Below are 25,338 nucleotides of genomic sequence, written 5' to 3'. Positions count from 1 at the left end.
CGGCGCAACGCCGGAGCGGTCACCAGTTCCATGTCTCGATCCTGCCGAATTGAAAGGAGTGGAACATCTTCTCCTGCCGCAGCCGCTCCAACTCGCGGATTGGTCCGGTCACCACGGCCCCGTACACCGTGATCCCGTTCTTTTTCACGTACGCCAGCCGCTTTTCGTCGTAGTCCCTGCCGTCGTAGCTGCCGTTGGCCAGCAGCCACTCCAGGTCGGCAGGAAGCTGCGCCTTGGCTGCCTCCACCGAATGATTCAGGTCATCCTGGATGGACATTCCCCGTCCCCGATACTGCACAGCCGGCCGCAGCACCAGATGAGGGACAAACGCATACCCGCCCGCGCTCGCGTGGGAAATGGAAAATTCCTGCAGTTCCCCGGCGTACACCGGCATCTGCAGCACCTTCAGGTTGTACGGGCGGAGCAGTTCCAGCAGCTTTTCCGGAGTCATCGGCTCTCGGGTGGAAAACGCCAGTTCCGCGACATGCCCGTCATCAACGTGCTTCCACTGTTCCCACATGTCAGCCGTCTCCTTGCGTTCCGGCAGCGGCTGCCCCAAGAGCTGCGGCGGAACGGCAAATGAGAATCCCCCGTCTTCCTCCAGGTATTTTCGCTGAAAATTCACTTCGTAGCGGACATCGCCAAACAGCCGCTTTGTGGCGTGAACGCTGCCGACGACCACTCCCCACTCCCCGATTTGTTTGTACAGCGTCAGCCTCGTTTCCTGCGTCAACAAGGGGGAGAGCGTCGTGTCGTCATCATCCAGCTTGTCAATCCGGTACCCGGCGTGGTGCGTTTCCACCAGCGTCGTCACGTAGCGGACAAACTGGGTGTCCATACCCATTGTCCCGTACACAACTTGGGTCACCATGGCATACACCGCGTACAGAAAGAACACCACCAGCACCATTTGCAACACGCTGAACCACAACGCGATCCGCGTCTTCCAGACCAGCCGGCGGGCCCGCTTTTCGTCCCAACCGCCGTCCGGTTCCGGCCAATCCCGCAGCACCGGCTTATCGCCCGTTTCGCCCATCCTCTTCGCTCCTTTCCATCCGCGCTTCCACCTCGCGAAATTTCTCCCGCGCCCGATGCAGCGTCACTTTCACCTGATTCATGTTCAGTTCCATGGCGGCAGCCAGCTCGTCATAGGAGAACCCCTCAATCTCCCGCAAATACAGGATCGTCCTCATCCGCTCGGGCAGCTGCCGCATGATCCTCTCCACGGTTTGCGCCGCTTCCTTTTGTTCGTACGCCGTTTCCGGATCGCCCCCGGCATACCCTCGCCCAACAAGTCGACAGATGCTGTCTACCATTTTCCTTTCCGCCGTCTGTCGGCGCAGCCAGTCAATGTAGAGGTGGCGCGCCACCTTGTACAGCCAGGCCCGGACTGCCTTGGCATCGCGCAGCGTGAAAGAGAGCATGGCCCGGTAGAACGTCTCCTGCAGCAGTTCTTCCGCCACCTCCCGCGAGCCGCACATGCGGTACAGGTACCGGTACAGGGAATTTTGGTACGCGGCGAACAGATCCGCCCATGTCTCCCGTTTCATCATCCACCTCCGCTCCATTCAAACGAAACAGACGGGAAAATGTTACAACAACCAGAAAAAAAGCCATTCTTTTCCCGCTGCATTCGCGGAAAAAAGAACGGCCTTCCTGACAGCAGCTGGTATTATCCCCTCAAGGTAGACAGTAAAAAAAGAGTTCATGATATCATGGACTCATTACTGTTGACCGGAGGGGATTTTTCATGCCACCAAAGAAGGGACAGGTCTTTACTCGTTATAGCGAGGATACGAAGAAAGAGGCTCTTCGCTTGCGTTTGGAAGAGCAGTGGAGCTATCAGGAGATAAGAGAAAAGCTGGGAATTAAAAGTGATGCACAGATCATCAGTTGGGTACGTAAGCACCAGAGCGGAGAATCGTTTGAGGATTATCGTGGGCGTTGGAATAAGAAACACTTCAGTAGCCTTGAAGAGGAAAACGCCTATTTGAAAGCGCAGGTCGAATACCTAAAAAAGCTCAATCCGAATCTGCATGGGGAGGGAAGTTGGATCAGCAAGCCCGGTTTAGGACCATCGAAAAAATGAATCACAAGTATCCCATCATCATGCTGTGCAAGATTGCCGAAGTATCGCGGTCGGGTTATTACAAATGGAAAGCTGCCCGGGAATCTCGTAAAACCCGTATCGAGCAGGATACGAATGTAAAAGAGCACATCCTTGCTATTCATCGACTGCGACCTTATTTCGGCTACAAACGTATGCGTACGGCTTTACACAAAGAAGGGGTTTTGGTTAACCACAAAAAGGTGCGTAGGCTGATGCGTGAGCTGGGAATTCGTTCAGTTATCCGCAAGAAACGGCCATTTGCAGGTCGCAAACCATCCGTAGTCTTTCCGAATGTCCTCAACCGTGAATTTACAGCAGAAACCATTTTGAAGAAATTTGTGACTGACATTACCTATATTCGAATTGGTCATGATTTTGTCTATTTGTCGGTTATTTTAGACCTTTGTAACAAGGAAGTCGTAGCATGGGAGCTATCCGCGCGTAACGATCTCCAGCTCGTATTGGACACCGTAAAGCAACTGAACGCCAAAAACGCTATTCTCCATTCCGACCAAGGATTTCAATACACAACCAAATCGTACAGGGATCTACTCGAGGAGAAAGAACTTATGGGAAGCCATTCAAGACGCGGGAATTGCTTTGACAACGCATGTATCGAGTCGTTCTTTTCCCATCTGAAAACGGAAAAGCTTTACCTGGCGAAGCCAGATAGTGAAGCTGCGGCACGTAAATGTGTTGCTGAATATATCGACTACTATAACAATGAACGCTTCCAGAAAAAACTCGGCGACCTCTCCCCGGTTGAATATCGAGAAGCGATCGCCGCTTAGGTGATTCCTCTTTTTTTACTGTCTACTTGACGGGGCTATGACCAAGCGGCCCGCCAGCCGCCCGCCTATTTTTTCAGCCTGGGCAGATAGGTAAGCGTCAGCGCTCCCGCCAGCACCAGGCCCTTGACGATGTCCTGGGCGTAATACGGCACGTTCATCATCGTCAGCCCGTTCATCAATACCCCCATCAGGATGGCGCCGCAAAAGGTGCCGAACGCGTTGGGCTTGCCCTGCCCGAAGATGGAAAACCCGATAAACGCAGCGGCCACGGCGTCCATCAACAGCGGCGATCCAGCCATCACCTGGCCGGTGCCGATCCGCGCCGTCAGCACGATCCCCCCGATGGAGGCGAACAGCGCCGACAGCATGTAGGCCATCGTGCGGTACTTGTTGACCGGGACGCCGGAGAGGCGGGCCGCTTCCAGATTGCCGCCGGTGACGTACAGCATCCGTCCGAAACGGGTGTAGTTGAGAAACACGTGCACGCCGGCGACGGCCAGCGCCATCAGGATGACAGGGACGGGGATGCCCCACATTTCCCCCTGGCCGATGAAGAGAAACGTCGGGATGATGATGCCGGGAGCGGACGAGCCGTCGGCCATCGGCATGTTGTTGTAGATGGAAAAGCCCTGCGTGTAGCTGAGGTGAATGCCTTGAAAGACGTACAGCGACACGAGCGTCGCCAGAATGTCCGGAATCCGCACCTTGACCACCAACAGCGCGTTGATCAGCCCGATCACCAGACCGGCCAGGAGCGGAACAACCAACGCCACCAGCAGTTCCTGCCGGTACCACACCATGAGCGAGGCGGAGAGCACCGTCGCCACGCTGACCGTCGAACCGACGGACAGGTCAAAGCCGCCCACGATCAGGGAAAAGGTAACCCCGATCGCCACCAGCGTCACGATGGAAATGGAGCGCAGGATGTCCACCAGATTGGCGTAGCTGAGAAAGTTTTCGTTGACGATGCTGAAAAACGCGATCACGGCCAGAATGGCCAAAAGTGCACCGTACCGCTGCGCCAGCGAACCCCGCGTCTGTTTTGTTTTTTCACCCTGCAGCACTGCTTCCATGATGATTCCCTCCACTCATGTAAAACATCACCGTCTCGGCCGTGATCCGTCCTTCCGTCCATTCGCTCCGGCTCCATTCCGCGGCGGTCCGGCCGTGTTCCAGCACGATCAGGCGATCGGCCAGCGCCAGCGCTTCGTCAATCTCGCTGGAAAAGTACAAGATGCCCCTGCCCTCGTCCGCGAGTTCCCTGATCAAGCGGAAAATCTCCTGCTTGGCGCCGATGTCCACGCCCTTGGTCGGCTCGTCGAAGAGGAAAACGCTGGCCGTGGTCAACAGCCACTTGCCGATCGCCACTTTCTGCTGGTTGCCGCCGGACAGGCTGCCCGTCCGCTGGTCCAGCCCGGCCGTCTTGATGCCCAGCCGCTCCACGAGGGACTGGGCCGCCTCCCGCTCCGCCCTGTCCGAAAGAAAGCCTCCCCGCGCAAACGCCCGCAGGTGGGCCAGCGTCAGGTTGTGCTTCACCGGCTCCTCCACCAGAATGCCCTGCAGCCGCCGCTCTTCGGGAATCAGCGCGATGCCGTTCTGGATCGCTTCGCCCGGATGGCGGAGGCGCAGGGTCCGCCCCCGCAGCCGGATCTCGCCGCCGTCCAGCCGGTCAGCGCCGAACAGGGCGCGGGACACCTCTGTCTTGCCGGCGCCCACCAGTCCCACCACCGCGACGATCTCCCCCTGCCGCACCTGGACGTCAAACCGCTTCACCTTGTGGCCGATCCGCAGTTCTCTCACTTCCAGCAGCACCTCGCCCGCGCGTCCCGTCCGGTCGTCCGCCCGATTGGCTTCGCGTCGGCCCAGCATCGCCGACACCGCTTCTTCCGGACTGGTCTGGTCCGTCCGCTTTTCCCACACTCGACTGCCGTCCCGCAGCACGGTGATGCGGTCAGCGATGGCGAACACCTCCGGCAGCCGGTGGGAGATGTAGACGATCCCCACCCCGGCCGCCTTCAGGCTGGCGATCAGCTCGAACAGCGCCGCCGCTTCCGTCAGGCTGAGCGGCGCGGTCGGCTCGTCAAAGATGACGAAGCGGACGTCCTGGGCCACGGCGCGGGCCAGCAGCACCAACTGCTTTTCTGCCAGCGTCAGCTCCTCCGCCTTTGCCTTCAGCGGCAGGGAAAAACCGCACCGGTTGAGAATCTGTTGGGCCCGCTCCACCGTCCGCTTCGGCGAATGCCACCAGCCGCCGGCGGAGACGGATTGGTCCAGGAGGATGTTTTCCGCGACGCTCAGGGAGGGAATCAGCCCCGTGTCCACTTCCTGCTGCACGAGGTGGATGCCGGCCCGCTTGGCATCCCGCGGTCCGGCGACCGCAAGCTCGCGGCCGTCGATCAGAATGCTGCCGGCCGTCGCCTGCTCTGCGCCGGAGAGAATTTTCATCAGCGTGCTTTTGCCCGCTCCGTTGGCTCCGAGGATGGCGTGCACCTCCCCGCCGCGCACGGTGAAATCCACCCCGCGCAGGGCGTACACTCCGCCGTACTGCTTGACGATCCCCTTCATTTCCAAAACAGAGGCCGTCATCTCGCATCCCTCCCTGATCTGTCCGTTCCTGTCACTTGTGCTTAGCCTCCAGCGCGGCCATCCACGGCGAGACGGCGGCGTCGCTACGTCCCCACCCGCTCACGTATTGAGCCAGTTCGGACATGTTGACCGGTTTGTCCGGCAGTTTGTCCTGGCTGACCAGATGCGGATCGAGCGAGAAGTACTTGGGCGTGTGTTCGCCGGCGATCTTTTGGTAGAGGAAGCGGCTCTGCACCCGTCCGATGTCGGCCGGATCGGTCGCCGCCGACGCTTTCCATGGACTGTCCTTCTCCTGGATGAGCTGCAGGTCTTCGTCGGACAAGTCGATGCCGAACACCTTGATCTCCGTCCGTCCCGCCGCCTTGATCGCCCGCGTAGCCCCTTTGGCGAATTCGTCCCACGGCGCCCACACGGCGGCGATGTCGCCTTTGTTCGGGTACTTTTTCAGGATCGCATCCATCTGCGCCTGGGTGTCCAGCGCCGTGTTCGGGGTGGCCGAACCGAAGCGGGCGATCTCCTTGATGTTGGGGTAGCGCTTGAGAAAAATCTCGTAGACGCGGTTGCGCTTTTCCATCGGCGCAAAACCGCCCACCCAGATGTAGACGATGTTGCCTTTCCCGTCGATGGATTGGGCCAGGTTTTTCAGCCCCTGCCAGGCCAGGCTGTAGTCGTCCTGGTCAATCACGGTGACGCCGTCCACCTGGTCCAGGTCGTTGTCGAACGCGACGACGGGAATCCCCGCCTTGACCGCCCGCTCCACGCCCGGCTGAAGCGCTTCCGCACGGCCGTGGTTGATCAGGATCCCGTCCACTTTTTGGTTGACTGCGGTGTCGAGGTGGGCCGCCATTTTGCCCAGGTCGCCGTCCGCGTTGTAGACGACCAGCTCGCCGCCGAATTTGCTCACCTGCTCTTTGACTCCCTGCAGGTACTGGGCGGAAAACGTCCCGATGGAGAACTCGCTGACCAGAGCGATTTTCAACGGTTTGTCCACTGCCGCCGGAATGGCCGCCGAGGTAGACGCCGCCGGTGATGCGGCTGCCGGCTGCTGCGGCGCGGCCGCCGGCTGGGACGACTGTGACGTGGCGGACTGGGCAGACGGCGCCGGCGGCTGTTCACTGGTGCAGCCCGTCAGCAAAAGAGCCGCGACGAGACTGGCTGTCATCCATTTTTTCATCGTTTTCATCTGGTACATCCCCCCGTATGAGTGCGTGAAAAATGATGGCATGGACGGAAAAACCGGAAAAAACAAACGCCTCTTTCCCTGAGGAAAGAGGCGCGGTTCGCTCGCTCACCTCTCATCTCTCAGGAAACATTCCTGCAGGAGTTAGCACCGTGCCGCAAGAGCCGCATGCTCTTGACAGTCGGTTGCCGGGCGTCATCGGGCCAGTCCCTCAGCCTGCTCTGGATAAGAAGGCATGTGTAATTCCAAGTTTTCCACTATGCTTTTGATGATGAGGACATCATACATCGAAGCCGGCGGCTCCGTCAATCCCGTTTTTGGAAGTTTCTCAGAAATATTTGATACTGTAAGCGATTTCCAAAAACGGATGGAACGGCATGTGCTCCTTTCATCGAGAATGAAAATCTTTATTGACGCGTACGAGATGCCCCTTTATTATCAGGAGAGGAGATCGTTTTGATAATGATTATCATTATTTTGATGATAGAAAGGAGGAGGCTCCGTGCCGCTGCGCCTCTTGCTCGCCCTGTTTCTGGCGCTGCTTCTGCCCGCATCCGCCTTCGCCTATTCCTACGGCGACCCGAACAAGGAAGACCTCGCGGAGAGCTTCAAGGAGATCGCGGCCAAGCTGGAACAGACTCCGGAAGACTGGAACGGCGCCCACCAGGCGTTTCTCAGCCGCAAAAACGAGATCGCCCTGGAGTTTGGCCAACAGACCGCCCAGACACTGGAAGCGAACTTTTCTCAACAAAACAAGGATCTCGTCCTGCACAACTACAAAGCGCTGCTGGTGAAGAACATCGACCGCCGGTTGACAAACGCCGAGCAGCAGTTTGACGACTACGCCAAGGCAAAGCTGCTTTTGGCCAAAGGCAGAGGGACCCTCAACGTGCTCGCCCCGTACATCAGTGACAGCGCTTCTAAAACGGCGTTCGCCGCTTTCGACAAAGCGCTGGCCGCGCTGGGCAATCCCGGCCTGTTCGGTGTGGGGACCGTGCCTTCCGACAAGAACGAATTCCAGAAGCAGACCAAACTGATTCGCTCCACGCTCCAGCCGCTGTTTCCGTGGAAAGGGGGAACGGCAGCTGCCGCCGCCGGCTCCCAAACGTCCGCCCCAACGGCTTCATCGCCGCAGACCGCACCGGCGGGGAAGCCTGCATCAACTGCCCAGCCGTCCTCCGGCTCCCCGGCCGGCACGAAAACGAAGGCAAGCGCTTCGTCCCCTTCCGGCCCGCAGCCGTCCGCTGCCGCTTCCGGCCAACAAACGCCGGCGTCCGGCAGCCTTCCTGCGCAGACGGACGCTTCCCCCGCCGCCCCGGGACAATCCCCCGGGCAGGGAGAATCGGCCGCACAGGCGTCTGCCAATCCAGCCGGCGGACAGACAGACGGCCAGACCGCGAAACCGGCGCCCGCCGGAGAAGGCGCTCAACCGGCTCCGTCCAAAGTAAATCCGGTGGTCACCGCTTCCCTCATGGGCGGTCTGATTATTGTTTTCGGCGGCTTGTTCTGGCTCGCCAAACGAAAGAAATGGATCTAAGTTCATACATGACAAGGAGTGACTGTTCCATGCGAAAATTTGCCGTCGCCTCGATCGCTGCAGCCCTGCTGCTCAACCCTGCCGCCGCTTTTGCCGACACCGGCGCCTCCCAACCGGCCGCTTACGCCGCATTCAGTCTGACCGCGGACACCTCCGCGCAAAAAGCGGACATTCGGGCGTTTGAGGAGATCAAAAAGCTGTTCGACGCCGCACAAGTGGACATCGCCAAGGTCAAACAGCAGTACGTCTCCGCCTTCCAGGCCAAAGTGCAGGCGCTCATTCCCGACACCGACGCGCTGATCGTCGCCGTGCTTGACGGCGCGGCTGCCGGCCATTACTCCGTCCAACAGGCCAAGCAGGCCGTGGACAAAGGGCTGCAGGGGTACTTTTATGCGCAAATCACCAAATTGACCAAGGAAACGGCCAAAACCGCTCTGACCGAAGGAAAAAAAGACATGGCCCGCACCGCCGTGGAGCAGGCCGTCGAGCTCTACGCCGGCGCCCTTCGGGGAACGGTCATCAAGCGTGACAACACGTACGGCACGCGGATGCAGGAGCAGTTGGACACGATCATCGTTCCGAAGATGCTGGAAGCCGTGAACAGTGGGGACGTGCTCGGCTACAACGTCATCCGCCAGATGTTTGACAAGACGTTGATCAAGACGTTCCACCTGGCGACGATCACCTACGCGAAAAAAGTGCCGGACCTGGCGAAAACCAACCTGGCAGACGCCAAGGTGGGCATGACGGAGGGCTACTTTTTCTTCCTGCCGATCTACAACTCCATGTCCGGCGGCCACAAGCCGTCCGCCGACGCGATCAAGGCCGCGTTCGAATCGGGCGATCCGGCCAAGCTGAGCGAAGCGGCTGTGAAGAACGCGTTTTTCCACGCCCTCACCGGGAAAATCGCCGGCTACGCGGACAAGGTGCTGAACGCCGACTGGACGGTCAAGGACAACCGCGAGAAGGCACAGGAACAGGCGATGGAAGGCAACATGTTCCTCTCCGCGATGGAAGTGCTGCTGACGGAAAAGCTGGGCAAGGACGTTTTCGCCCGGATGAGCCTGGACGCTCAGGCGTACTATGAAGCAGTGAAAGCGGGCGACAAGGCCAAAGCGACCGCCAGCGTCATCAACGTGCTGAAAGCGCTCAGCGGCCAAATCGGCGTCACCTTCCAAATCGGCGAAGCGAAGCTGAACGCAAACGGCAAAGTAGTGACCATCGACGCCCCGTCGTTTGTTGCAAAGGGCCGCACGCTGGTCCCCGCCCGGGCGCTGGTGGAAGCGCTCGGCGGCTCGATCAAGGCGGAAAAAGCGGGCGCGAAGACAAAAATCGTGATAGAAAAAGACGGTTCCACGATTGAATTCCTGGTAGGCGGCACAGCGATCGTCAAAGACGGCAAAACGCTGGAGTACACGTTCGATCAACCGGCGTTGATCAAGAACGGCCGGACGTTCATTCCGCTCCGCGCCGTCTCTCAGGCACTGGGACAGCATGTGTTCTACGACGCCTCCAGCCGAACGGTCATCGTGCTGTAAACAGCCAACCGTCCATATCGAAAAAACGGGAGCGACCTCTTCCGCGCGGAGAGGTCTCTCTCCGTCGTAGAAGGGGGAGGTACCCATGGACATACAGGCGTTTCTCATCACCCTGCGGGAAGCTTTCGAAGCCCTGCTGATCATCGGCATTATCGTCACCTATCTCACCCGCGTCGGCGCCCGCCAGTGGAACAAATGGGTGTGGGCCGGCGCCGGTTTGGCTCTTTTCGCCAGTTTTCTCGTCGCTCTCCTGTTTCAAATCGTGCTCACCGACTTCCGCATGATGGCGAGCGAAAACTACATGCGGATCGGCATGCTGTTCGCTTCCTCCCTGCTGTTGACGCACATGGCGGTGTGGATGTCCGGCCAGCAAAAAGACATGCGAAGCGACATGCACAGCAGGCTGGACAAGATTTTGACGGCGGGCAGCGTAGCCAACCTGATCGTCCACTCCTTTCTCGTGACGCTGAGGGAAGGCGTGGAGACCGTCTTCTTCTTTGCGGCAATCAGCGGCGGGGACATCCAAAAGGCGCTGACAAGCTGGGGAGCGCTGGCCGGATTGGGGCTGGCCTGTGTGCTGTCGTATCTCTTTTTCAACAGCAGCAAAAAATTGCCGCTGCGCACCTTTTTTACCGTCACTAAGGTGATCATCCTGATCATCGCCGCCGGCCTGTTCGCCCAGGGCGTCGGCGTCATGCAGGACCTGGGGCTGATCGGCAGCGTCTACCGCACGCCGGCCGGAGACATCGGGGAAGTGTACAACATCGTCTCCATCCTGCCGGAGCATCCAGTCGACGAACAGCACTACATCCGCGATTACGGAACCGCTCCGCTGCTGAGCGGTCAGGTAGGCATTTTCCTCAAAGCGCTGCTCGGCTATACGCACAATCCGTCGGTGGAGGAGTTCGCCGCGTACTGGCTGTACTACCTCGTCATCGTTTTCCTCATCCGCTGGCGGTCGGTCCGGCAGCAGCGGCAAAAGGAGGACGCAGCCCATCAGCCGCCGGCGGCGTGAGTGGCGGCAGCGATCCGTCGGGACAGCACCCGGCAGCATGCCGCGGATCAAAGCCGCGGCATGTGGCGTTCCGCCACTGAGCAGTACCGAGACCCCAGGCAGAAGGAGGGGGTGTCCGACATGCCGTTTTTTCGAAATGCCATCATCCTGATTTTCTTGACAGCGGCCGTCTGGGCCCTCCGCCTCCCGTTTGCCGGGGTGTACGCGGAAAGCTGGGACGCCGTCGATTTTGCCCTCGCGCTCCAGCGGTACGACATCTTCAACATGCAGCCCCACTTTCCCGGCTATCCGCTGTACATCCTCGCCGGCCATCTGTTCCTGCCGTTCGCGGAAGAGCCGGTTCGCGCGCTGACGCTCTTGTCCGTCTGGTGCGGAGCGCTCTCCCTGATTCCGTTTTACCTGTTGGCCCAAAAGCTGCTGCCCGACGCCCGATCCAGATGGACAGCAATGCTCCTGTTCGCGGCCAGTCCGCTGCTGGGGCTCACCGCCGTGCAGCCCATGTCGGACGCGTTTGGCCTGCTGGCGGTCCTGGTGCTGTTGGCCGTCATCGCCGCTACCCTGTACCTGAGCGGACGGCCGCTGTTTCTGCTCACCTGCCTTGCCGCTGTCTGGTTTGCGCTGCTGTTGGGCATTCGCCTGTCTTCTTTTCCGTTCGGCTTTTTGCTCCTTCACCCGCTGTTCCGGCTGTTTCGGGAACGCCGCAGTCTCGGGGGCTTTATCGCCCGTACGGCCGTGGTCGTGCTGCTGTTCTTGGCTGCACTGGCCGGCTGGCTGCTTCCCACCGCCGCGACCGAAGGCGGGCTTGTCCCGTTTTGGCAGTTGGGGCAGGCGTTTACCGTCGGTCACTTCACCGATTGGGGCGGCACGTCCTTTTCCTCCAGCGCCTCCTGGGGGGAGCGCCTGTACGGTTTTCTCTGGGAACGCTTAACGCTGAACGGCCTGATTGGCACATCGGAGGAGGCATTTGCTCAAGGGCTGACGGGATGGCTCAACGTCCCGGTTCTCGCCGTCTTGATCGGCGGCGCGGCGGCAGGGGCCGCCGACCTGCTGCGCCGGCGCCCCCAACCCGCCGTGGTCTGGTTCCTGGCGCTGGCCGTCGGACCTTACGCGCTGTGGGCGTTTTTCGGCCAAAACAGCGAAAAGGCCCGGCACATCCTGCCGCTGCTGCCGCTGCTCCTGCTGCTCGTCGCGCACGGTTTTTCCGTGCTGGGAAACCGGCCCCGCCGGTTTGCGGGAAAAGCGGCGGTCTGTATGTTGTTTGCGGGCGTCCTGGCCGTCCTGACCGTCCGCCAGGCAGCCGTGCTTCAGCGTCATCTGGATCCTCCGCCCGCGCTGCAGTTGGTGCGGTTCGTGGAATCCCGGTATCCCCCGGAGGGCACCCTGCTGTACACCTGGGAGGAAGAGCGTCTGTTTGACTATTACGCCCCCGCCTACGAGACGGAACGCGTCAGACGGTTCGCCTATTTCGCCCAGTCCCTTACGCTTCACGCCTCCACCGTCTCCCGGGTGCTGGTCACCAACGCGGTCCTGGACGGATTTCCGCCGGAGCTGCGGCCGGCGGCGAAGGAAGTGGCGCGCTTTTCAGCCGATCCCTTCCTCTACCCCACGTACCATACGGTGATCCTCTACGAACTGCCGACGCAGGGCGCACAGCAGCCGACAGACGGTTCGCGCCGACGGCCGCCGGCCCTGCCGAACGGATAGTCCAGCGGGTGACGTCCAAAGACAATCCAGCGGCCGTCTGCCTTCCGCCGCAGTTGGTAGACGCGGAAAAACCGGTCGTCCCTGTCAAAGGCAAACCAGACGGCGACGGTCGCGGTCCGCCCGGCTGCCGCCAGCACCCGCGCCTTGACGATCGGCGGCGCGCCGATTCCGTCTCCGACCGGGATCGCCAGACGACCGCGGATGCGCCGCAAATCCAGGCTGCCGATTACCCGTTTGGCCAGACAGGGCGTCATGGTTTTCCGCAGGAACCGTTCGATTTTCGCTTTGCTGGCAAACCGCTTCGGCAGCAGGACGCCCCGCTCGCCCGCCTGTTTCCGTGCGGAAAACACGATCGTCCAGAACGCCTGCTCGACCCGTTCGACCGTCCGAGTCAGCCGTGTTTTCATCCGGCACACCTCCCTCCTGTATGGTATGCCGGTGATCCGGCGAGGGATGGGCTGCCCTGCATACATAATTGCCGCTGCTGCGAGAGATGCTACGAGGTGTGAACCCGATCTTGACGCAGAGGAGGAAGGCACATGCCGGCACAAGTCAACACCGACCAGTTAAAAAAGGCGGAAGCGTGCACAACTCTTGCGAAGAACATGATTACGCAGGCGATCGAACAGTCCGCAGCCAACCCGCAATTGGCGGAAGAAGCGCTGAAGCAGGCGTCCCAGGAGATCGCCCAGGCGCAAACCATGATCTCGCAAGTCCAATCGGCCCTGCACATGCAGTCCCAACAGCAGCAGGGGCAGGCGTAATCGCCAAGGAAAAAGGCGGACCCCATGATTCGGGTCCGCCTTTTTGCGTGTCCATCAGCCGGCCCGGCAGCGCCGCCGGTTCCCGTCCCGCTCGACGACGGGGAAGCCGGTGAGGCAAGTGACGGCATGGACTGCGGAAAACGGCTCTGTCGCAAGCGACGCGAACAGAGCCGTTTTCGTTAATGTTGTTTACCCTCCGTGTTAATTTTGAAGGTCACGCCAAACTTGTCCGTTACAATCCCGTACGCCGGGCTGAAAAACGTCTCTTGCAGCGGCATGTTCACTTGACCGCCCTGCTTTAAGGCTTCATAGATTCGTTTCGATTTTTCCTTGTCGTTTGTTGAGATACAGATGGTGACCTGACTGCCGCTCTGATGGGGTTGGCCTGGAAACGTATCGGAAAACATGAGGTCCGATTCGCCGACCCTTACCAAGGCGTGCGACACGCGGTCCTTCGCCTCTTCCGGCAGGGGAAATTCGGGGTTTTCCGGCATCTCGCCGAACGTTTGGTAAAACAGGATTTTGGCATCCAGTGCTTTTTCGTAAAATTGAATGGCTTCCTTGGCATTTCCGTCCATGACCAGATAGGGGATCAATCGCAGTGTCATCACGAATCAGCTCCTTGGGTCCTCGTTATTTTTTCGTTTTTCCAGTCTCAAAACTCGTACGGGCCACAGTTTGACACGTATCAAAACCAACCACACTCTCCATTATGACCCATCATCCGATTAGAAAACAATTCCGGTATGTAAATAATCGTGTGGTTCCCAGGAAGGAAAAATGAAGCATGGCTTGAAAACAAGATGGATTCTGCTAGATCCCCCAATCTTTTTTCAGCCAATGAATCAGTTCCGTTTCCCGCTCGTCGTTCATCTTTTGTGAAAATTCCGGTGTCCATTGATAAAAACCGTGGCCGTTTTTCTGGCCGTATTTGCCTTCGTCCACCAAACGCCGCATCGTTTCGAGAGAGGCCTGGTCGGTACTCAGGTCGGGAAACAAATAGGCAGAGATGGCATCAAACACATCCAAGCCGCCCATGTCCGCACTCATGAACGGGCCGGTTACCGTGAGACGGCGTCCGATGCTGTAGCGAACGGCATCGTCAATCTCTTCGATGCTCGCAACCCCCTGCTCCAACAGATACTGAGCTTCGCGAAACAGGGCGTACTGCAGGCGATTGCCGATAAACCCGAGCGTTTCCTTCTGCACCAGAATCGGCTTTTTTCTCAACGTCCGCAGCAATTCCAGGGAACGGCGCACCGTGTCGTCCGACGTTTTTTCTCCTCGCACCACTTCCACCAAGGGAATCAGGTGGGCGGGATTCCAGAAATGAGTCACGACCGTCCGCTCCGGATGCGTCGTGAGCGCCGCGATCGCCGTCGGCCTCAGCCCCGAGGTGTTGCTGGCAAACACAACGTCCGGCCCGCAGAGCGTTTCCAATTTATGGAACATCTCCTGTTTCAGCGCGAGGATTTCCGGAATCGCCTCGATGATGAACGTTGCTTCCGACACACATGTCTCCAACGAACCGTCAAACGAAATCCGGGACCGAATGTCGGCTGCCCCCTGCGTGTCAATCACTTCATGGCGTTGCAGCACACGCAGCTTTTCCTCGATGCCGGTTTGTCCGCGGCGGATATCCGCTTCATCGGTTCCCCACACGTTTACCGGACATCCCGCCAACGCCGCCGCCAGCGCGATGGAATGTCCCATGGTGCCTGTTCCCAGAACAACCAATCGTTCTCTCGTTACGGTCATATCGCAGTCCAGCCTCCATCTACCCGAATGGTCTCCCCGGTGACAAATCGCGCCAAGTCAGACGCCAGGAAAAGTACCGCGCCCGTCACATCCCGTGGGGAAGCCAATCTGCCCAATGGAATGCGCCGGATGACATCCTCATAAAACTGCCGGTCCTCGAACATTTTGGACGTGAGTTCGGTTTCGATAAACGTGGGAGCGACCGCGTTCACCTTGATATTGTATTCCGCCCACTCCACCGCCAATGCCTTGGTGAGCTGGACCATTCCCCCCTTGCTGGAACAATAGGCCGCCCGTTTGTAATACCCGACGAACGCCATCTGGGAAGCGATATTGATGATTCTTCCTCCCTTCCCTTCCGCCATGTATTTCGCAGCCCGCTGCGAACAGAAAAACGCTCCTTTCAGATTGGTATCCAGCACCCGGTCCCAATCGTCTTCCGTTACATCCCATGCCGGTTTGGCAATGTTGGTTCCCGCATTGTTCACCAAAATGTCAATGCCCCCCATTTTATCCGCAGCGTCCTCCACCATGGCCAGAACCTCTTTGGTTTGCTGCATGTCCGCTTGGGCAATGAAACACTCGGGTTGATACGTTTGCAATGCCTGTAACGTCTCGCGGAGTGCCTCTTCTCCTCTTCCTGTAATCGTCACGACAGAACCGGCTTGTGCAAATGCCAGCGCGATGTCTTTCCCGATGCCTTTGCTTCCGCCCGTGACCAACACTCGTTTTCCCTTGAGATCCGCAAACTCGTTCAAACGGTCCCCCTCCTCCCCTAATGAAGCCAGTATGGCTGGATGTTCGCAATTATTCCTGAAACAGTTTGCCGCCGAACGATTCACGGTAAATGGTTTCGATGTCAGCAACCGTCAACCAGCGTGGATTATTGTTCAGCAGTCTGTCGATTTTGCTTGCTTCCTCTGCCAAGGCCGGAATGTCTTCTTCTTTCACGCCAACGTCCCTGATGCTGGCGGGAATCCCCACGTCTTGAGAGAGTTTGGCGATGGCGTGGACCGCCCGATATGCTGCATCGCGAAGCGACAACCCGTCTACGTTTTCTCCCATCGCCCTGGCCACTTCCGCAAATTTGGGAATATTCGAAACCACGTTGTACTTCATGACGTAGGGGAGCAGCAAGGAGTTTGCCACCCCGTGGGGCACTTTGAATTTGCCTCCCAGCGGATAGGCCAGCGCATGGACGGCTCCTACCCCGGCGTTGCCCAGCGAAATGCCGGCGAGCAGACTTCCCATCGCCATGTCTTCGCGCGCTTTGAGATGATGTCCCTGATACACAGCTTGGCGAAGGGAACGGGAAACCAGTTTGATCGCGTGCAGGGCAATGGCGTCCGTCAGTTCATTCGCCCGAATCGCCGTATAGGACTCCACCGCATGTACAAACGCGTCCATCCCCGTCGCAGCCGTGACGGATGGAGGCACCGTCACCGTTAGTTCCGGATCGACAATGGCCACATCCGGGAGCAGGAACGGCGAGACGATTCCCTTTTTTACCTGGTCGCGCGTGTCCGTAAAAATGGCGTTGCAGGTAACTTCCGACCCGGTTCCGGAAGTGGTCGGCACGAGGATGAAAGGCACGCCCTTGTTCGCCACCTTGTCAATGCCCACCAGGTCGCGCACATCGTCCGTGTTGGTCATCATGATGGACAAGGCCTTGGTCACATCCAGCACGCTCCCGCCACCGATCCCGACGAACACGTCATAACCCTGATCCCTGACCTGGGAGGCAAGATGCTCCAGATTTTCAAACGGTGGCTCCGGTATTACTTCATCAATCACATGGACCGGCAGGCCTGCTTGCGCCAGCGGGGTTACGACCTTGTCGACCAGACCCGTTTGATTCAACACCTTGTCGGTCACCACCAAAACCTTTGTTGCCCCCAGCTTCCTGGCCTTCTCCCCAATGTGTGCAATCGAGCCGATTCCCGTCACGAGTTCATTCGGTGTTCGAAACACGCTAATGCTCATCTTTCATTCCTCTCCCATCCCGCACGTATTTTTCGTCTACAGCAGCTTCACACCGATAAATTTCACTTCGGTCATGTCCTCAACGGCATATTTCACGCCTTCTTTTCCGATCCCGCTACGTTTTACGCCACCGTATGGATAGTTGTCCTGGCGAACGGTTGACACGTCGTTAATCCAGACCCCGCCTGTTTCCAGCTTGTCGGCCAGGCGAAACGCGCGATTGATATCCGACGTGAAAACGCCCGCCTGCAGGCCATAATCGGAAGCGTTCGCGAGTGATACCGCTTCTTCTTCCGTGTCAAACGGGATGACGACAACGAGAGGGCCAAATACTTCCTGACAAACGACTTTCATGTCCGGCTTGACATCCACAAGAACCGTGGGATGGTAAATGGCTCCTTCCCGCTTGCCGCCGGTGAGCACTTTCGCACCGTTTTCTACCGCTTCCTGCACCCATTGTTCCACGCGTACGGCCGCCTCCTCCGTAATCAGCGGACCTACATCCGTTGTTTCCTCGGCCGGATTCCCTACCCGCAGGCTCGCCACCCGCGGCACAAACCGATCGAGGAACGTCTGGTACAGCGTCTTTTGCACATAGATGCGCTGCACCGAGATGCACGCTTGACCGGCATAGGCAAAACCGCCCGTCACGATGCTGGAAATCGCTGCGTCCAGGTTGGCATCCTCGAAGATAAGATTGGGCGCATTCGAGCCCAGCTCCAGGGTTACTTTTTTGCTGCCCGCCAGTTGCTTGATTTTGTAGCCGACCGGCCCGCTTCCCGTGAAGGTCACCTTCTTTACCAGCGGGTGGGTGACAAGCGGTTCCCCCAGATCCGGACCGGTGCCCATCACGACATGCAAAGCCCCTTTCGGCAGCCCTGCCTGAAGCAGCAGCTTGGCGAGTTTCAACGCGGACAGCGGCGTTTTTTCGGCCGGCTTGACGACCACTGTGCAGCCTGCCGCAATGGCCGGGGCCACCTTGTGCAAAACGAGATTCAGCGGGAAATTGAACGGCGTTATGGCGGCGACCACCCCAACCGGATAACGGCGGGCAAATCCGATTCGGTTTTCTCCGCCGACCGCACTGTCCATTTTGATGAGTTCGCCGTCGTTGGCCTTCGCCACGTCGGCAGCGAAACGCAAAACCTGCACCGCACGTCCCACTTCTCCCCGCGCATCGCGGATCGGCTTGCCCGCTTCACGAGACAGGAGGTGAGCAAAGTCCTCCCTTTGAGCCTCGAGGGCATCGGCTGCTTTCCGCAAAATCTCGGACCGCTGGTACGCGGGCATTTTTTTCATGGTTTGCTGAAAGACCCGGTGGGCGGTTTGGATGGCATGTTCCAGATCTTCTTTCGTCGCAAAGTCCACAAGACCGACCAGTTCGCCATTGTACGGACTGCGAACCTCGTGTCGAATCCGGCCGCCCCCGGTAACCTCGTTTCCGTCGATGAGGGAGCCGACGTGCATGACGGTGATCTCACTTTGATTCATCTCCACCACTCCTCCTATGGGTTGTTACATCCCGAAAAACGCTTTTTTGACATGTGCGTTGGCAAGCAGTTCCTTCCCCGTTCCTTCCAGTGCGATTGCTCCATTCTCCAGAACTTCAAGCGCATGTAAAAACCTCTTGATCAGATGCTTATTCTTGAATGCGCTTCCAAATGAATACGTATTCAAAAACATCCAAAAGCAGGTGTCCTGGCCATGGCTACTTGCGGCGGGCAGTCGTCTTTCGAACAATCAGCTCGGGCTGCAGCACAATCTGTCGTGGCTGTTTCGGGCGGCCCCCTTGCTGAATCATCTCCATCAGGTTTTCGGCTGCAATCTCCCCCATCTTGAACTTGTGATGACCGATACTTGTCAATTGGATGGCGCGATGGGAGGAAATCTTGATGTCATCAATCCCGACCAGACTTACGTCATCCGGGATGGACAGGCCCATCGACATGATGGTATCCATGCAGGCCAACGCCATGGTGTCAGTCGCGCAGATGATCGCCGTGGGCGGTTCATCCAGGTTCATCAGCTTCCAGGTGATTTTTTCCACCTCGGCCGATGTCGTGTTTGTAACAAACACCAGGTGCGGATCGATTTCGATGCCGGCTTCTCTCATCGCTTTTTCAAACCCCGTTTTCCGTTCAAGAAAGGTGGAGATAGTGGGTTCGCCCGTAATGTAGGCAATCCGTTCATGTCCCAGGTCCAACAGATGTTTGGTAATCATTTCGCCTGCCATCGTGTTGTCCAGAACAACGTAATTCCCTCCGTTCCTCGGGCGGCGGTTGAAAAACATGTACGGGATGCCGGACTGCTCGATTTCGTGAAACAGGGGATCGTCCAGCAGGATGGATGACATCAGGATGCCGTCAACCTTGTTTCCCATTACGGTGTCAACAATGTCTTTCAGCTTTGCCTCGCCCTCAAAGTACACCATGGTTTTGTAGCCGTGTTTGGTAGCCAGGTTGATAATGGAGTCGGTGGTTTCCACGAAGAATCCGTTTTTGAGCGTACCGGAAATCAAGGCGATGGTTTTCGTGCTGTTCGTCACCAGGCTCCTGGCAATGAGATTGGGCTGATAGCGCAGGATTTCCATCGCCTGAAGCACCTTTTTTCGCGTCTCGGGCTTCACGCTTTTCGCGTTGTTCAGTACGCGGGAAACGGTGGCTTGGGACACACCCGCCAATTTTGCAACATCTTTGGAGGAGATCATGGAACGTTACCTCGAATGTATACGTATTCATTGGCAGAAATCAGTATACTGGCTGTTTTGTAATTTGTCTATATTTTTTTATATTTAAGAATTTTGGTCTTGCTTTCTCGGCCACTTCCTGCGGAAACGACGAATCATAAAAGAACGGTTATACAGTGAAGGTAAATTCGCACCTAAGGCACATCAAAACGCGATCAGCCAAAAAATTAGAGACACTCTGACGGAAAAGACTGGAGACAGGCACAGATTTTAGTCCGTACCTGTCTCTAAAATAAGGTGTCCGACAGCATTTCTGCTGTTAAAGTAAGGTTACCTCTAACCTATACCAAGGCGTTGACTAGAGTCAACGGGTTATTGCAACTACGAATACGCTGGTAAAAGGTCCATGGACAGGCGGAGGAAGATTCCTTTTTTCCCTACGCCTCTGTAACGGTGCCCGTATGGACCGGCGTAGAGCGTTTTTGTGTTTGCCTGCCGTGCACGAGCAGCATGTTCAGCACGACGGCGGTGATGGAACCGGTGACGATGCCGTTTTGCAGGATCATTTTCGCCATCGTCGGCAGTTGATCAAACATCTGCGGGACGGCAGCGGACCCAAGCCCGACGGCGATGCTGCAGGCGGCAATCAGCAGGTTCTCGTTTTGGCGCAGATCGACTTGCGACAAAATGTTGATCCCGGATGCCACCACCATGCCGAACATGGCGATCATCGCGCCTCCCAGCACCGGATTGGGGATGACGGTGGTCAGCGCGGCCAGCTTCGGGAGCAGGCCGAGCACCACGAGAATGCCACCGGCGGCAACCATTACGTCACGGGTCTTGATTTGCGTCAGGGACACCAGGCCGACGTTCTGCGAAAAGGCGGTGTAGGGGAAGGCGTTGAAAATCCCGCCAAGCATGATCGCGATCCCTTCGCCGCGCAATCCTTTGACGACGTCCTGGCTGCTGACGTCCTTGTCCGTCACTCTGCCGAGAGCAAAATAGACGCCGGTCGACTCCACCATGCTGATGATGTTCACGAGGATCATGGTGAGAATCGCGACGATGTGAAACTCGGGCACCCCGAAATAGAACGGCTGCACGATGCTGACCCAGGATGCCTCTGTCACGGCGTCAAAATGGACCATGCCCATCGCGTACGCCGCTGCCGTTCCGATCACCAGGCCGAGCAGCACCGAGATGGCGCGAATAAACCCGGTAAAAAGGCGATTGATAAGCAAAATGATGACCAATGTTCCGAATGCCAGCAGCAGGTTGCGGGGTTGGCCGAAGTCCGGGCTGCCTGCACCGCCGGCGGCGTTGTTCATGGCGACGGGAATCAGCGACAGCCCGATGATCGTAACCACGGAGCCCTGGACGACGGTCGGGAAAAAGCGCAGCAGTTTGCCGAAGAGCGGCGCGGCCAGCACGACAAACAGACCGGAGACGATGATCGCTCCGTAGGCGGTGGCCAGGTTGCTGCCGGAGGCGATGGCGATAATCGGCCCCACCGCGGTAAACGTACAGCCGAGCACGACCGGCAGTCTGATCCCGGTGTAGCGCGTGCCGATCACCTGCAGCAGGGTGGCCAGTCCGCAGGTGAACAGGTCGGCCGCGATCAGGTAGGCGATCTGAGTGGGCGCCAGTTTCAGCGCGCCGCCGATAATCAGCGGCACGATTACCGCCCCCGCGTACATGGCCAATACGTGCTGCATGCCCAGCGTCAGCAGTTTTTGTTTGGACAGCATGAGTGTTCTCCTCTCTGTGAATGGGATTCCCCGCGTACCCGACTAGACGCGAGCGGACACAGGCTCGATAAACTGGATGGCGCCCGGCTGCATCGATTGGATGCGGGCCAGCGACTCGACGCGGACACCCATCTGCTCCAACAGACCGCGCCCTTCCTGGAAGCTTTTTTCGATCACCGCGCCGACGCCGACGAGGTGCGCCCCCGCTTCCTTTACGATTGTAGCCAACCCCACCAGCGCCGCCCCGGTGGCGAGAAAGTCGTCGACGATCAGGACCCGGTCATGGGACGACAGGTACGGTTTGGCGATGCTGATTTGGTACGTCTCCTGGCGGGTGAAGGAGTGGACGGGTACCGAATACACCTCATCGCTCAAGGTGACGGCTTTTTTCTTTTTCGCGTAGACAAACGGCACGCCCAGCGCGTACGCTGTCGCCATCGCAAAGTGAATGCCGCTCGCTTCCACCGTCAGCACCCTGCTGACCCGCTCTCCGCGGAAGATCTCGGCGAACGCTTGGCCGATCTTCATCGTCAACTGCGGGTCTACCTGATGATTCAAAAACGCGTCCACCTTCAACACCGTGTCGGACAGCACCTTGCCGTCCCGGACGATTCGCTCCTTCAATTCTTTCACGTTGTTCTCCTCCTCCTATCGGCTGCACGGCCACAAAACAAGAAAACCCAGAGCGGACAGTTCACCGGCTGGCAGGCAGACCAACTCCAAGTGAAACCTGTCCCTCTGGGCTTTTTTCCCTCAGGTGTAGCACGAATGACGTGCCAGCGCCGCTCGGACCGGACTTTTGCCGGACGGCCGCAACACGGACCGGCGGGCAAAACGGAACCCTAGGCACTCTTTCACTCGTAGTCAGGCGATTTACGGTCACCTGGTAGAAACTTATGGGCCATATTCCCAAAATTATACGAGCTTGCGTCGATGTTCGGTTGATACTGACAAATCTACCACACTACCTGTCGGCGGGGCAAGCGTAATTTTGCGGCAGCCGGCTGAAAAAGCGCGAACCCTCGCACTGCGCGAGGGTTCGTCAGGCTGGGATGGCGGGCCGCCTACCGCTTGGGCTTGGCGTGGCGCATCGCCATCGAGATTTTCTTCCACTTGTTTTTTTCGGCCGCCTGCAGTCTGGCGTCATCCTTGCGGGCCAGATGGGCCAGTTCCCGCTGCAGCTTCCGATAGCTGTCAAAGCGGGCCCGCTCCAGCGAACCGTCGGCCAGCGCCGCCTGAACCGCACAGCCGGGCTCCCGTCCGTGGCGGCAGTCGCGAAAGCGGCAGGCTTCCGCCAGTGTTTCAATGTCGTCAAAGGCGTCGCGGAACCCGTCGTCCGCCTCCCACAACTGCAGTTCCCGCATGCCCGGCGTGTCGATCATCAGGCCCCCGGCGGGCAGCCGGAACAGCTCGCGGTGCGTCGTGGTGTGTCGGCCGCGGTCGTCTTTCCTGCGCACGTCGTTGACCCGTTGAAGGTCCATACCGGCCAGCCGGTTGATCAGCGTGGATTTGCCCACCCCGGAGGAGCCCAGCAGCGCGACGGTCTGCCCCTCCCGCAGGTACGAGGCCAGGCTGTCCAGCCCCTCGCCCCGTTCGGCGCTGATCACGTGGATCGGCACCCCGACGGCGACCGACTCCACTTCGGCCACCTTGCGCTCCACATCCTCGCACAAATCGGCCTTGCTCAACACGATGACCGGGTTGGCCCCGCTTTCCCACGCCAAGATTAGATAGCGCTCCATCCGGCGCAGGTTAAAATCGTTGTTCAACGCGTTGACAAGAAACACGGTATCCACGTTGGCGGCGACGATCTGCTCCTCCACCGTCTCGCCCGCCGCCCTGCGGGAAAACTTGCTCATGCGCGGGAGCACGGCGTGGATGGACGCCCGTTTCTCCTCGACGCGGGGGCTGATGACCACCCAATCCCCCACCGCCGGATAGTCCTCCCGTCCGGTGGCCGCATAGCGGAACCTGCCCGTCACTTCCCCCAAGAGCTCGCCGTGTTCCGTCACCACGCGGTACAATCGTTTGTGTTCCAGGACAATGCGCCCCACACTTACATCCTGCTCCGCAAACGGAGCGAAGTGGGCTGCGAAATGGTCGTTCCAGCCCCATGCCTGCAAATCGTTGTTCACGTACGGATTCCTCCTGCAAAAGGTTTTGTCTGGTCCAAACAAACAGGCCCACAACCCGTCACAGGGAATCCTCTGGCAAGAAGAACGGTTACCGTCCGGCTGAAAGGAGGATTCCCGTGACCCCAACAGCTTGAACAATCTCAACAATCGGCGTTTTTACCATATGGACATCTCTCCTTTCAGACCGGCGAACCGGGTCTGGTGATGTGATTACCGCTTATTGTACCACGGTTGAACGGGGAGCAACAGTACGGGATGCCCGTTTTTTGAGCCGGGCTTTCCGCCGCACGCGACGGCGTCAATCGCCGCCACCGCCGCCTCCACCGCCGTCGCCTCCACCGTCGCTTCCTCCTCCGCTGTCTCCGTCTCCCCAGATGCCGTCGGAATCGCGGTCTTTGCCGTCGCTATCGACGTAGAACGGCCCGGGCGACGCACCGTCACCGCCGGACGCGGAGGATCGTCGGATGCCCGCCTTTTTGGCGGTCGACGCGAGCACCAACAGCAGGAAAATCAACAATACGGCAACTACGATGATTGCTTCCATCTTTCTCCACTCCAGGATATGCAATTTTTGTCTGCCGTTTCATTATACCATGCATCGGCGGCCGGACGGACAGGCCTGCGGCGTCATCTGCTCCTGGCGATGCACGACGAATCCCACTTGTTCCGTCCAGAACTTCAGGGCGGCCTGCTGGTCTTCCACGTAAACGGCTACGGTTGCAATGCGAGTGATCATCGGTATGTACCTCCTTCAGGGGCTGTCCCCGCTGTTTGCCGGAATGATTCTATGGTACGCTTACCTTACCACGCTGTGCAGCAGGAGGGGGTTCTCTCATACATGGATACGGTCACACATGCACTCATCGGCGCGGTTCTCTACAGGTCCATTCGCACCGAGCACCTGTCCAAAGCGGAAAAACGGGCGCTCTTGTTTACCTCGCTGGCCGGCAGCGAGCTGCCCGACATCGACGTCGTCTCCCAATTGTGGGACACAGGCGGTCAATACCTGATGTGGCATCGCGGCATTACCCACTCCGTCTTTCTCGTGCCGGTGTGGGCGGCGCTCTTGACCGCCGCCGCCCGATTGTGGTGGCGGGTCGCAGACAAGCGCATCTTCCCGCTCGCCATGCTCGCCGTCTTTGTCCACATCACCACCGACATTTTCAACCCGTGGGGCACCGGCTACTGGGAGCCGTTTTTCCGGGAGCGCGTCGCCATCGGCACCGTCCCGATCATCGACCTGGTCATGTGGGCGATCATTCTCGCCGGCTATCTCCTCAGCCGGTTCGGCAGATGGCCGCGCCATCTCGTCTTCCGCGCCGCCGCCTGCCTGCTGGTGCTGGAAATCGCCAGCCAGACGGTGCAGGGACTGATCGTCAAGCATTCGTTCGCGGACCGGTACGATCAGGTCGTGCTGGCCGCCGACTTTTTGCCCGGTTCGTACAAGGTGATCGGCAAACAGGGAACCACCGTGGACATTCACCGCGCCTCCGTCTGGTCCCAGCCGGTGCTGCTTCAGCGCCTCACCTCCGCCGAACAGGCCGACCTGACGCCGCTGTTTGCGCAAAATCCGGCCGCCCGCACGCTCTATCAGTGGGCGCCGATGGTGGTCGTCGTCGACACGCCCGAGCGGCTGGCCGTCTACGATCCGCGCTTTTGGGACCGGGGCGGGTCGTTTTTGTACGAGTCCATCGACAAGTAGCTGGGACACGATCACGGCTATCAGCCCGCCGCGTCAGCGGAACGGCGGCCGGAATGTTGGCTGTCTGAAACAACCGAAACGTGCGGCGGGCGAAGCAGTAC

23 protein-coding genes, 1 pseudogene and 2 riboswitches are annotated in these 25,338 nt (G+C 58.7%); of the genes and pseudogenes, 7 read left to right on the top strand and 17 right to left on the bottom strand.

Translation table 11 applies throughout. From position 1 onward, the window contains the following. Nucleotides 1-19 precede the first annotated feature (19 nt). Together A6764_RS05795 and A6764_RS05790 are read right to left on the bottom strand one after the other, a co-directional pair. Nucleotides 20-1,036 carry an anti sigma factor C-terminal domain-containing protein gene (locus tag A6764_RS05795; RefSeq protein ID WP_065067087.1) on the bottom strand — a complete coding sequence of 339 codons (1,017 nt, stop codon included), beginning with the start codon at nucleotides 1,034-1,036 and terminating at the stop codon, nucleotides 20-22. Further along, nucleotides 1,017-1,553, bottom strand: a complete 537-nt coding sequence (locus A6764_RS05790; RefSeq protein ID WP_264622446.1) for an RNA polymerase sigma factor — start codon at nucleotides 1,551-1,553, stop codon at nucleotides 1,017-1,019. Before A6764_RS05790 ends, A6764_RS05795 begins: the two co-directional genes overlap by 20 nt. 197 nt (nucleotides 1,554-1,750) lie before the next feature. Here A6764_RS05790 and A6764_RS05785 point away from each other — a divergent pair. Beyond that, nucleotides 1,751-2,901 (top strand): IS3 family transposase gene (locus A6764_RS05785; RefSeq protein WP_413541954.1). Its coding sequence is split into 2 segments (ribosomal slippage): nucleotides 1,751-2,012 and nucleotides 2,012-2,901, totalling 1,152 coding nucleotides; the frame shifts between segments, so codons are not numbered across the junction. A 65-nt stretch (nucleotides 2,902-2,966) separates the two neighbouring features. On the opposite strand, the gene A6764_RS05780 is transcribed toward A6764_RS05785, so the two are convergent. The 3 genes from A6764_RS05780 to A6764_RS05770 are packed head-to-tail and all read right to left on the bottom strand — an operon-like array spanning nucleotide 2,967 to nucleotide 6,661. Next, nucleotides 2,967-3,974, bottom strand: a complete 1,008-nt coding sequence (locus A6764_RS05780; protein ID WP_065067093.1) for an ABC transporter permease — start codon at nucleotides 3,972-3,974, stop codon at nucleotides 2,967-2,969. Further along, a complete protein-coding gene (locus A6764_RS05775) occupies nucleotides 3,952-5,487 on the bottom strand; it encodes a sugar ABC transporter ATP-binding protein (RefSeq protein WP_264622445.1) in 1,536 nt (511 codons plus the stop codon). The genes A6764_RS05780 and A6764_RS05775 overlap by 23 nt, the downstream gene beginning before the upstream one ends. 31 nt (nucleotides 5,488-5,518) lie before the next feature. Beyond that, nucleotides 5,519-6,661: a sugar ABC transporter substrate-binding protein gene (locus A6764_RS05770; protein WP_044897306.1), complete on the bottom strand. Its 1,143-nt coding sequence runs from the start codon at nucleotides 6,659-6,661 to the stop codon at nucleotides 5,519-5,521. Nucleotides 6,662-6,779: 118 nt separating this feature from the next. After that, a riboswitch (SAM riboswitch) is annotated at nucleotides 6,780-6,899 on the bottom strand. 270 nt (nucleotides 6,900-7,169) lie between these two features. On the opposite strand from A6764_RS05770, the gene A6764_RS05765 reads away from it, so the two are divergent. From A6764_RS05765 to A6764_RS05750, 4 genes are all read left to right on the top strand, one after another. Further along, the gene (locus A6764_RS05765) at nucleotides 7,170-8,204 is read left to right on the top strand and encodes a hypothetical protein (RefSeq protein ID WP_264622444.1); all 1,035 of its coding nucleotides are present in this window, start codon (nucleotides 7,170-7,172) and stop codon (nucleotides 8,202-8,204) included. Between the two features lie 29 nt (nucleotides 8,205-8,233). Continuing rightward, entirely contained in the window at nucleotides 8,234-9,742 is a 1,509-nt protein-coding gene (locus A6764_RS05760) for a copper amine oxidase N-terminal domain-containing protein (RefSeq protein WP_065067094.1), read from the top strand. A gap of 85 nt (nucleotides 9,743-9,827) precedes the next feature. Next, on the top strand, nucleotides 9,828-10,757 hold the full coding sequence (locus A6764_RS05755) for an FTR1 family iron permease (protein WP_029098549.1): 930 nt from the start codon (nucleotides 9,828-9,830) through the stop codon (nucleotides 10,755-10,757). Nucleotides 10,758-10,877: 120 nt separating this feature from the next. Then, nucleotides 10,878-12,461 (top strand): DUF2723 domain-containing protein, encoded by a 1,584-nt coding sequence (locus tag A6764_RS05750; protein ID WP_264622443.1) that lies wholly within the window; start codon nucleotides 10,878-10,880, stop codon nucleotides 12,459-12,461. Here A6764_RS05750 and A6764_RS05745 read toward each other — a convergent pair. Further along, on the bottom strand, nucleotides 12,383-12,868 hold the full coding sequence (locus A6764_RS05745) for a hypothetical protein (protein ID WP_029098547.1): 486 nt from the start codon (nucleotides 12,866-12,868) through the stop codon (nucleotides 12,383-12,385). The two genes, A6764_RS05750 and A6764_RS05745, sit on opposite strands and share 79 nt — an antisense overlap. Before the next feature lie 132 nt (nucleotides 12,869-13,000). Here A6764_RS05745 and A6764_RS05740 point away from each other — a divergent pair, with 132 nt between their 5' ends. Next, a complete protein-coding gene (locus A6764_RS05740; protein ID WP_065067095.1) occupies nucleotides 13,001-13,225 on the top strand; it encodes a hypothetical protein in 225 nt (74 codons plus the stop codon). Nucleotides 13,226-13,404: 179 nt separating this feature from the next. On the opposite strand, the gene A6764_RS05735 is transcribed toward A6764_RS05740, so the two are convergent. From A6764_RS05735 to A6764_RS05685, 11 genes and pseudogenes are all read right to left on the bottom strand, one after another. Further along, nucleotides 13,405-13,833, bottom strand: a complete 429-nt coding sequence (locus tag A6764_RS05735; protein ID WP_065067096.1) for a VOC family protein — start codon at nucleotides 13,831-13,833, stop codon at nucleotides 13,405-13,407. Between the two features lie 205 nt (nucleotides 13,834-14,038). Continuing rightward, nucleotides 14,039-14,983 (bottom strand): 3-hydroxyacyl-CoA dehydrogenase family protein, encoded by a 945-nt coding sequence (locus A6764_RS05730; RefSeq protein WP_065067097.1) that lies wholly within the window; start codon nucleotides 14,981-14,983, stop codon nucleotides 14,039-14,041. Continuing rightward, on the bottom strand, nucleotides 14,980-15,741 hold the full coding sequence (locus A6764_RS05725) for an SDR family NAD(P)-dependent oxidoreductase (protein ID WP_065067098.1): 762 nt from the start codon (nucleotides 15,739-15,741) through the stop codon (nucleotides 14,980-14,982). Before A6764_RS05725 ends, A6764_RS05730 begins: the two co-directional genes overlap by 4 nt. A 49-nt stretch (nucleotides 15,742-15,790) precedes the next feature. Beyond that, nucleotides 15,791-16,966: an iron-containing alcohol dehydrogenase gene (locus A6764_RS05720; protein WP_065067099.1), complete on the bottom strand. Its 1,176-nt coding sequence runs from the start codon at nucleotides 16,964-16,966 to the stop codon at nucleotides 15,791-15,793. A gap of 36 nt (nucleotides 16,967-17,002) precedes the next feature. Then, nucleotides 17,003-18,457, bottom strand: coding sequence for an aldehyde dehydrogenase family protein (locus A6764_RS05715; RefSeq protein WP_083989803.1), 1,455 nt, complete (start codon nucleotides 18,455-18,457; stop codon nucleotides 17,003-17,005). A gap of 217 nt (nucleotides 18,458-18,674) precedes the next feature. Beyond that, entirely contained in the window at nucleotides 18,675-19,673 is a 999-nt protein-coding gene (locus A6764_RS05710) for a LacI family DNA-binding transcriptional regulator (RefSeq protein WP_065067100.1), read from the bottom strand. Between the two features lie 416 nt (nucleotides 19,674-20,089). Beyond that, nucleotides 20,090-21,400 (bottom strand): nucleobase:cation symporter-2 family protein, encoded by a 1,311-nt coding sequence (locus tag A6764_RS05705; protein WP_065067101.1) that lies wholly within the window; start codon nucleotides 21,398-21,400, stop codon nucleotides 20,090-20,092. A gap of 42 nt (nucleotides 21,401-21,442) precedes the next feature. Then, nucleotides 21,443-22,033: a xanthine phosphoribosyltransferase gene (locus A6764_RS05700; protein WP_035299709.1), complete on the bottom strand. Its 591-nt coding sequence runs from the start codon at nucleotides 22,031-22,033 to the stop codon at nucleotides 21,443-21,445. Nucleotides 22,034-22,241: 208 nt separating this feature from the next. Further along, a riboswitch (purine riboswitch) is annotated at nucleotides 22,242-22,343 on the bottom strand. A 121-nt stretch (nucleotides 22,344-22,464) separates the two neighbouring features. Next, nucleotides 22,465-23,535: a ribosome small subunit-dependent GTPase A gene (gene rsgA / locus A6764_RS05695; RefSeq protein WP_065067102.1), complete on the bottom strand. Its 1,071-nt coding sequence runs from the start codon at nucleotides 23,533-23,535 to the stop codon at nucleotides 22,465-22,467. A gap of 298 nt (nucleotides 23,536-23,833) precedes the next feature. Further along, nucleotides 23,834-24,079 (bottom strand): hypothetical protein, encoded by a 246-nt coding sequence (locus A6764_RS05690; RefSeq protein WP_035299706.1) that lies wholly within the window; start codon nucleotides 24,077-24,079, stop codon nucleotides 23,834-23,836. A gap of 72 nt (nucleotides 24,080-24,151) precedes the next feature. After that, a pseudogene (locus tag A6764_RS05685) lies at nucleotides 24,152-24,271 on the bottom strand (VOC family protein); the annotation flags it as partial. Nucleotides 24,272-24,373: 102 nt separating this feature from the next. Here A6764_RS05685 and A6764_RS05680 point away from each other — a divergent pair. Next, nucleotides 24,374-25,237 carry a metal-dependent hydrolase gene (locus A6764_RS05680; RefSeq protein ID WP_065067103.1) on the top strand — a complete coding sequence of 288 codons (864 nt, stop codon included), beginning with the start codon at nucleotides 24,374-24,376 and terminating at the stop codon, nucleotides 25,235-25,237. The last annotated feature ends 101 nt before the right edge of the window (nucleotides 25,238-25,338 follow it).

The organism is Brevibacillus sp. WF146 (assembly GCF_001673705.2).
GTDB classification, from domain to species: Bacteria; Bacillota; Bacilli; order Brevibacillales; family Brevibacillaceae; genus Brevibacillus; species Brevibacillus thermoruber.
Note: the sequence above shows the minus strand (reverse complement) of the source record. Positions and strands in the feature narration are given on the sequence as shown.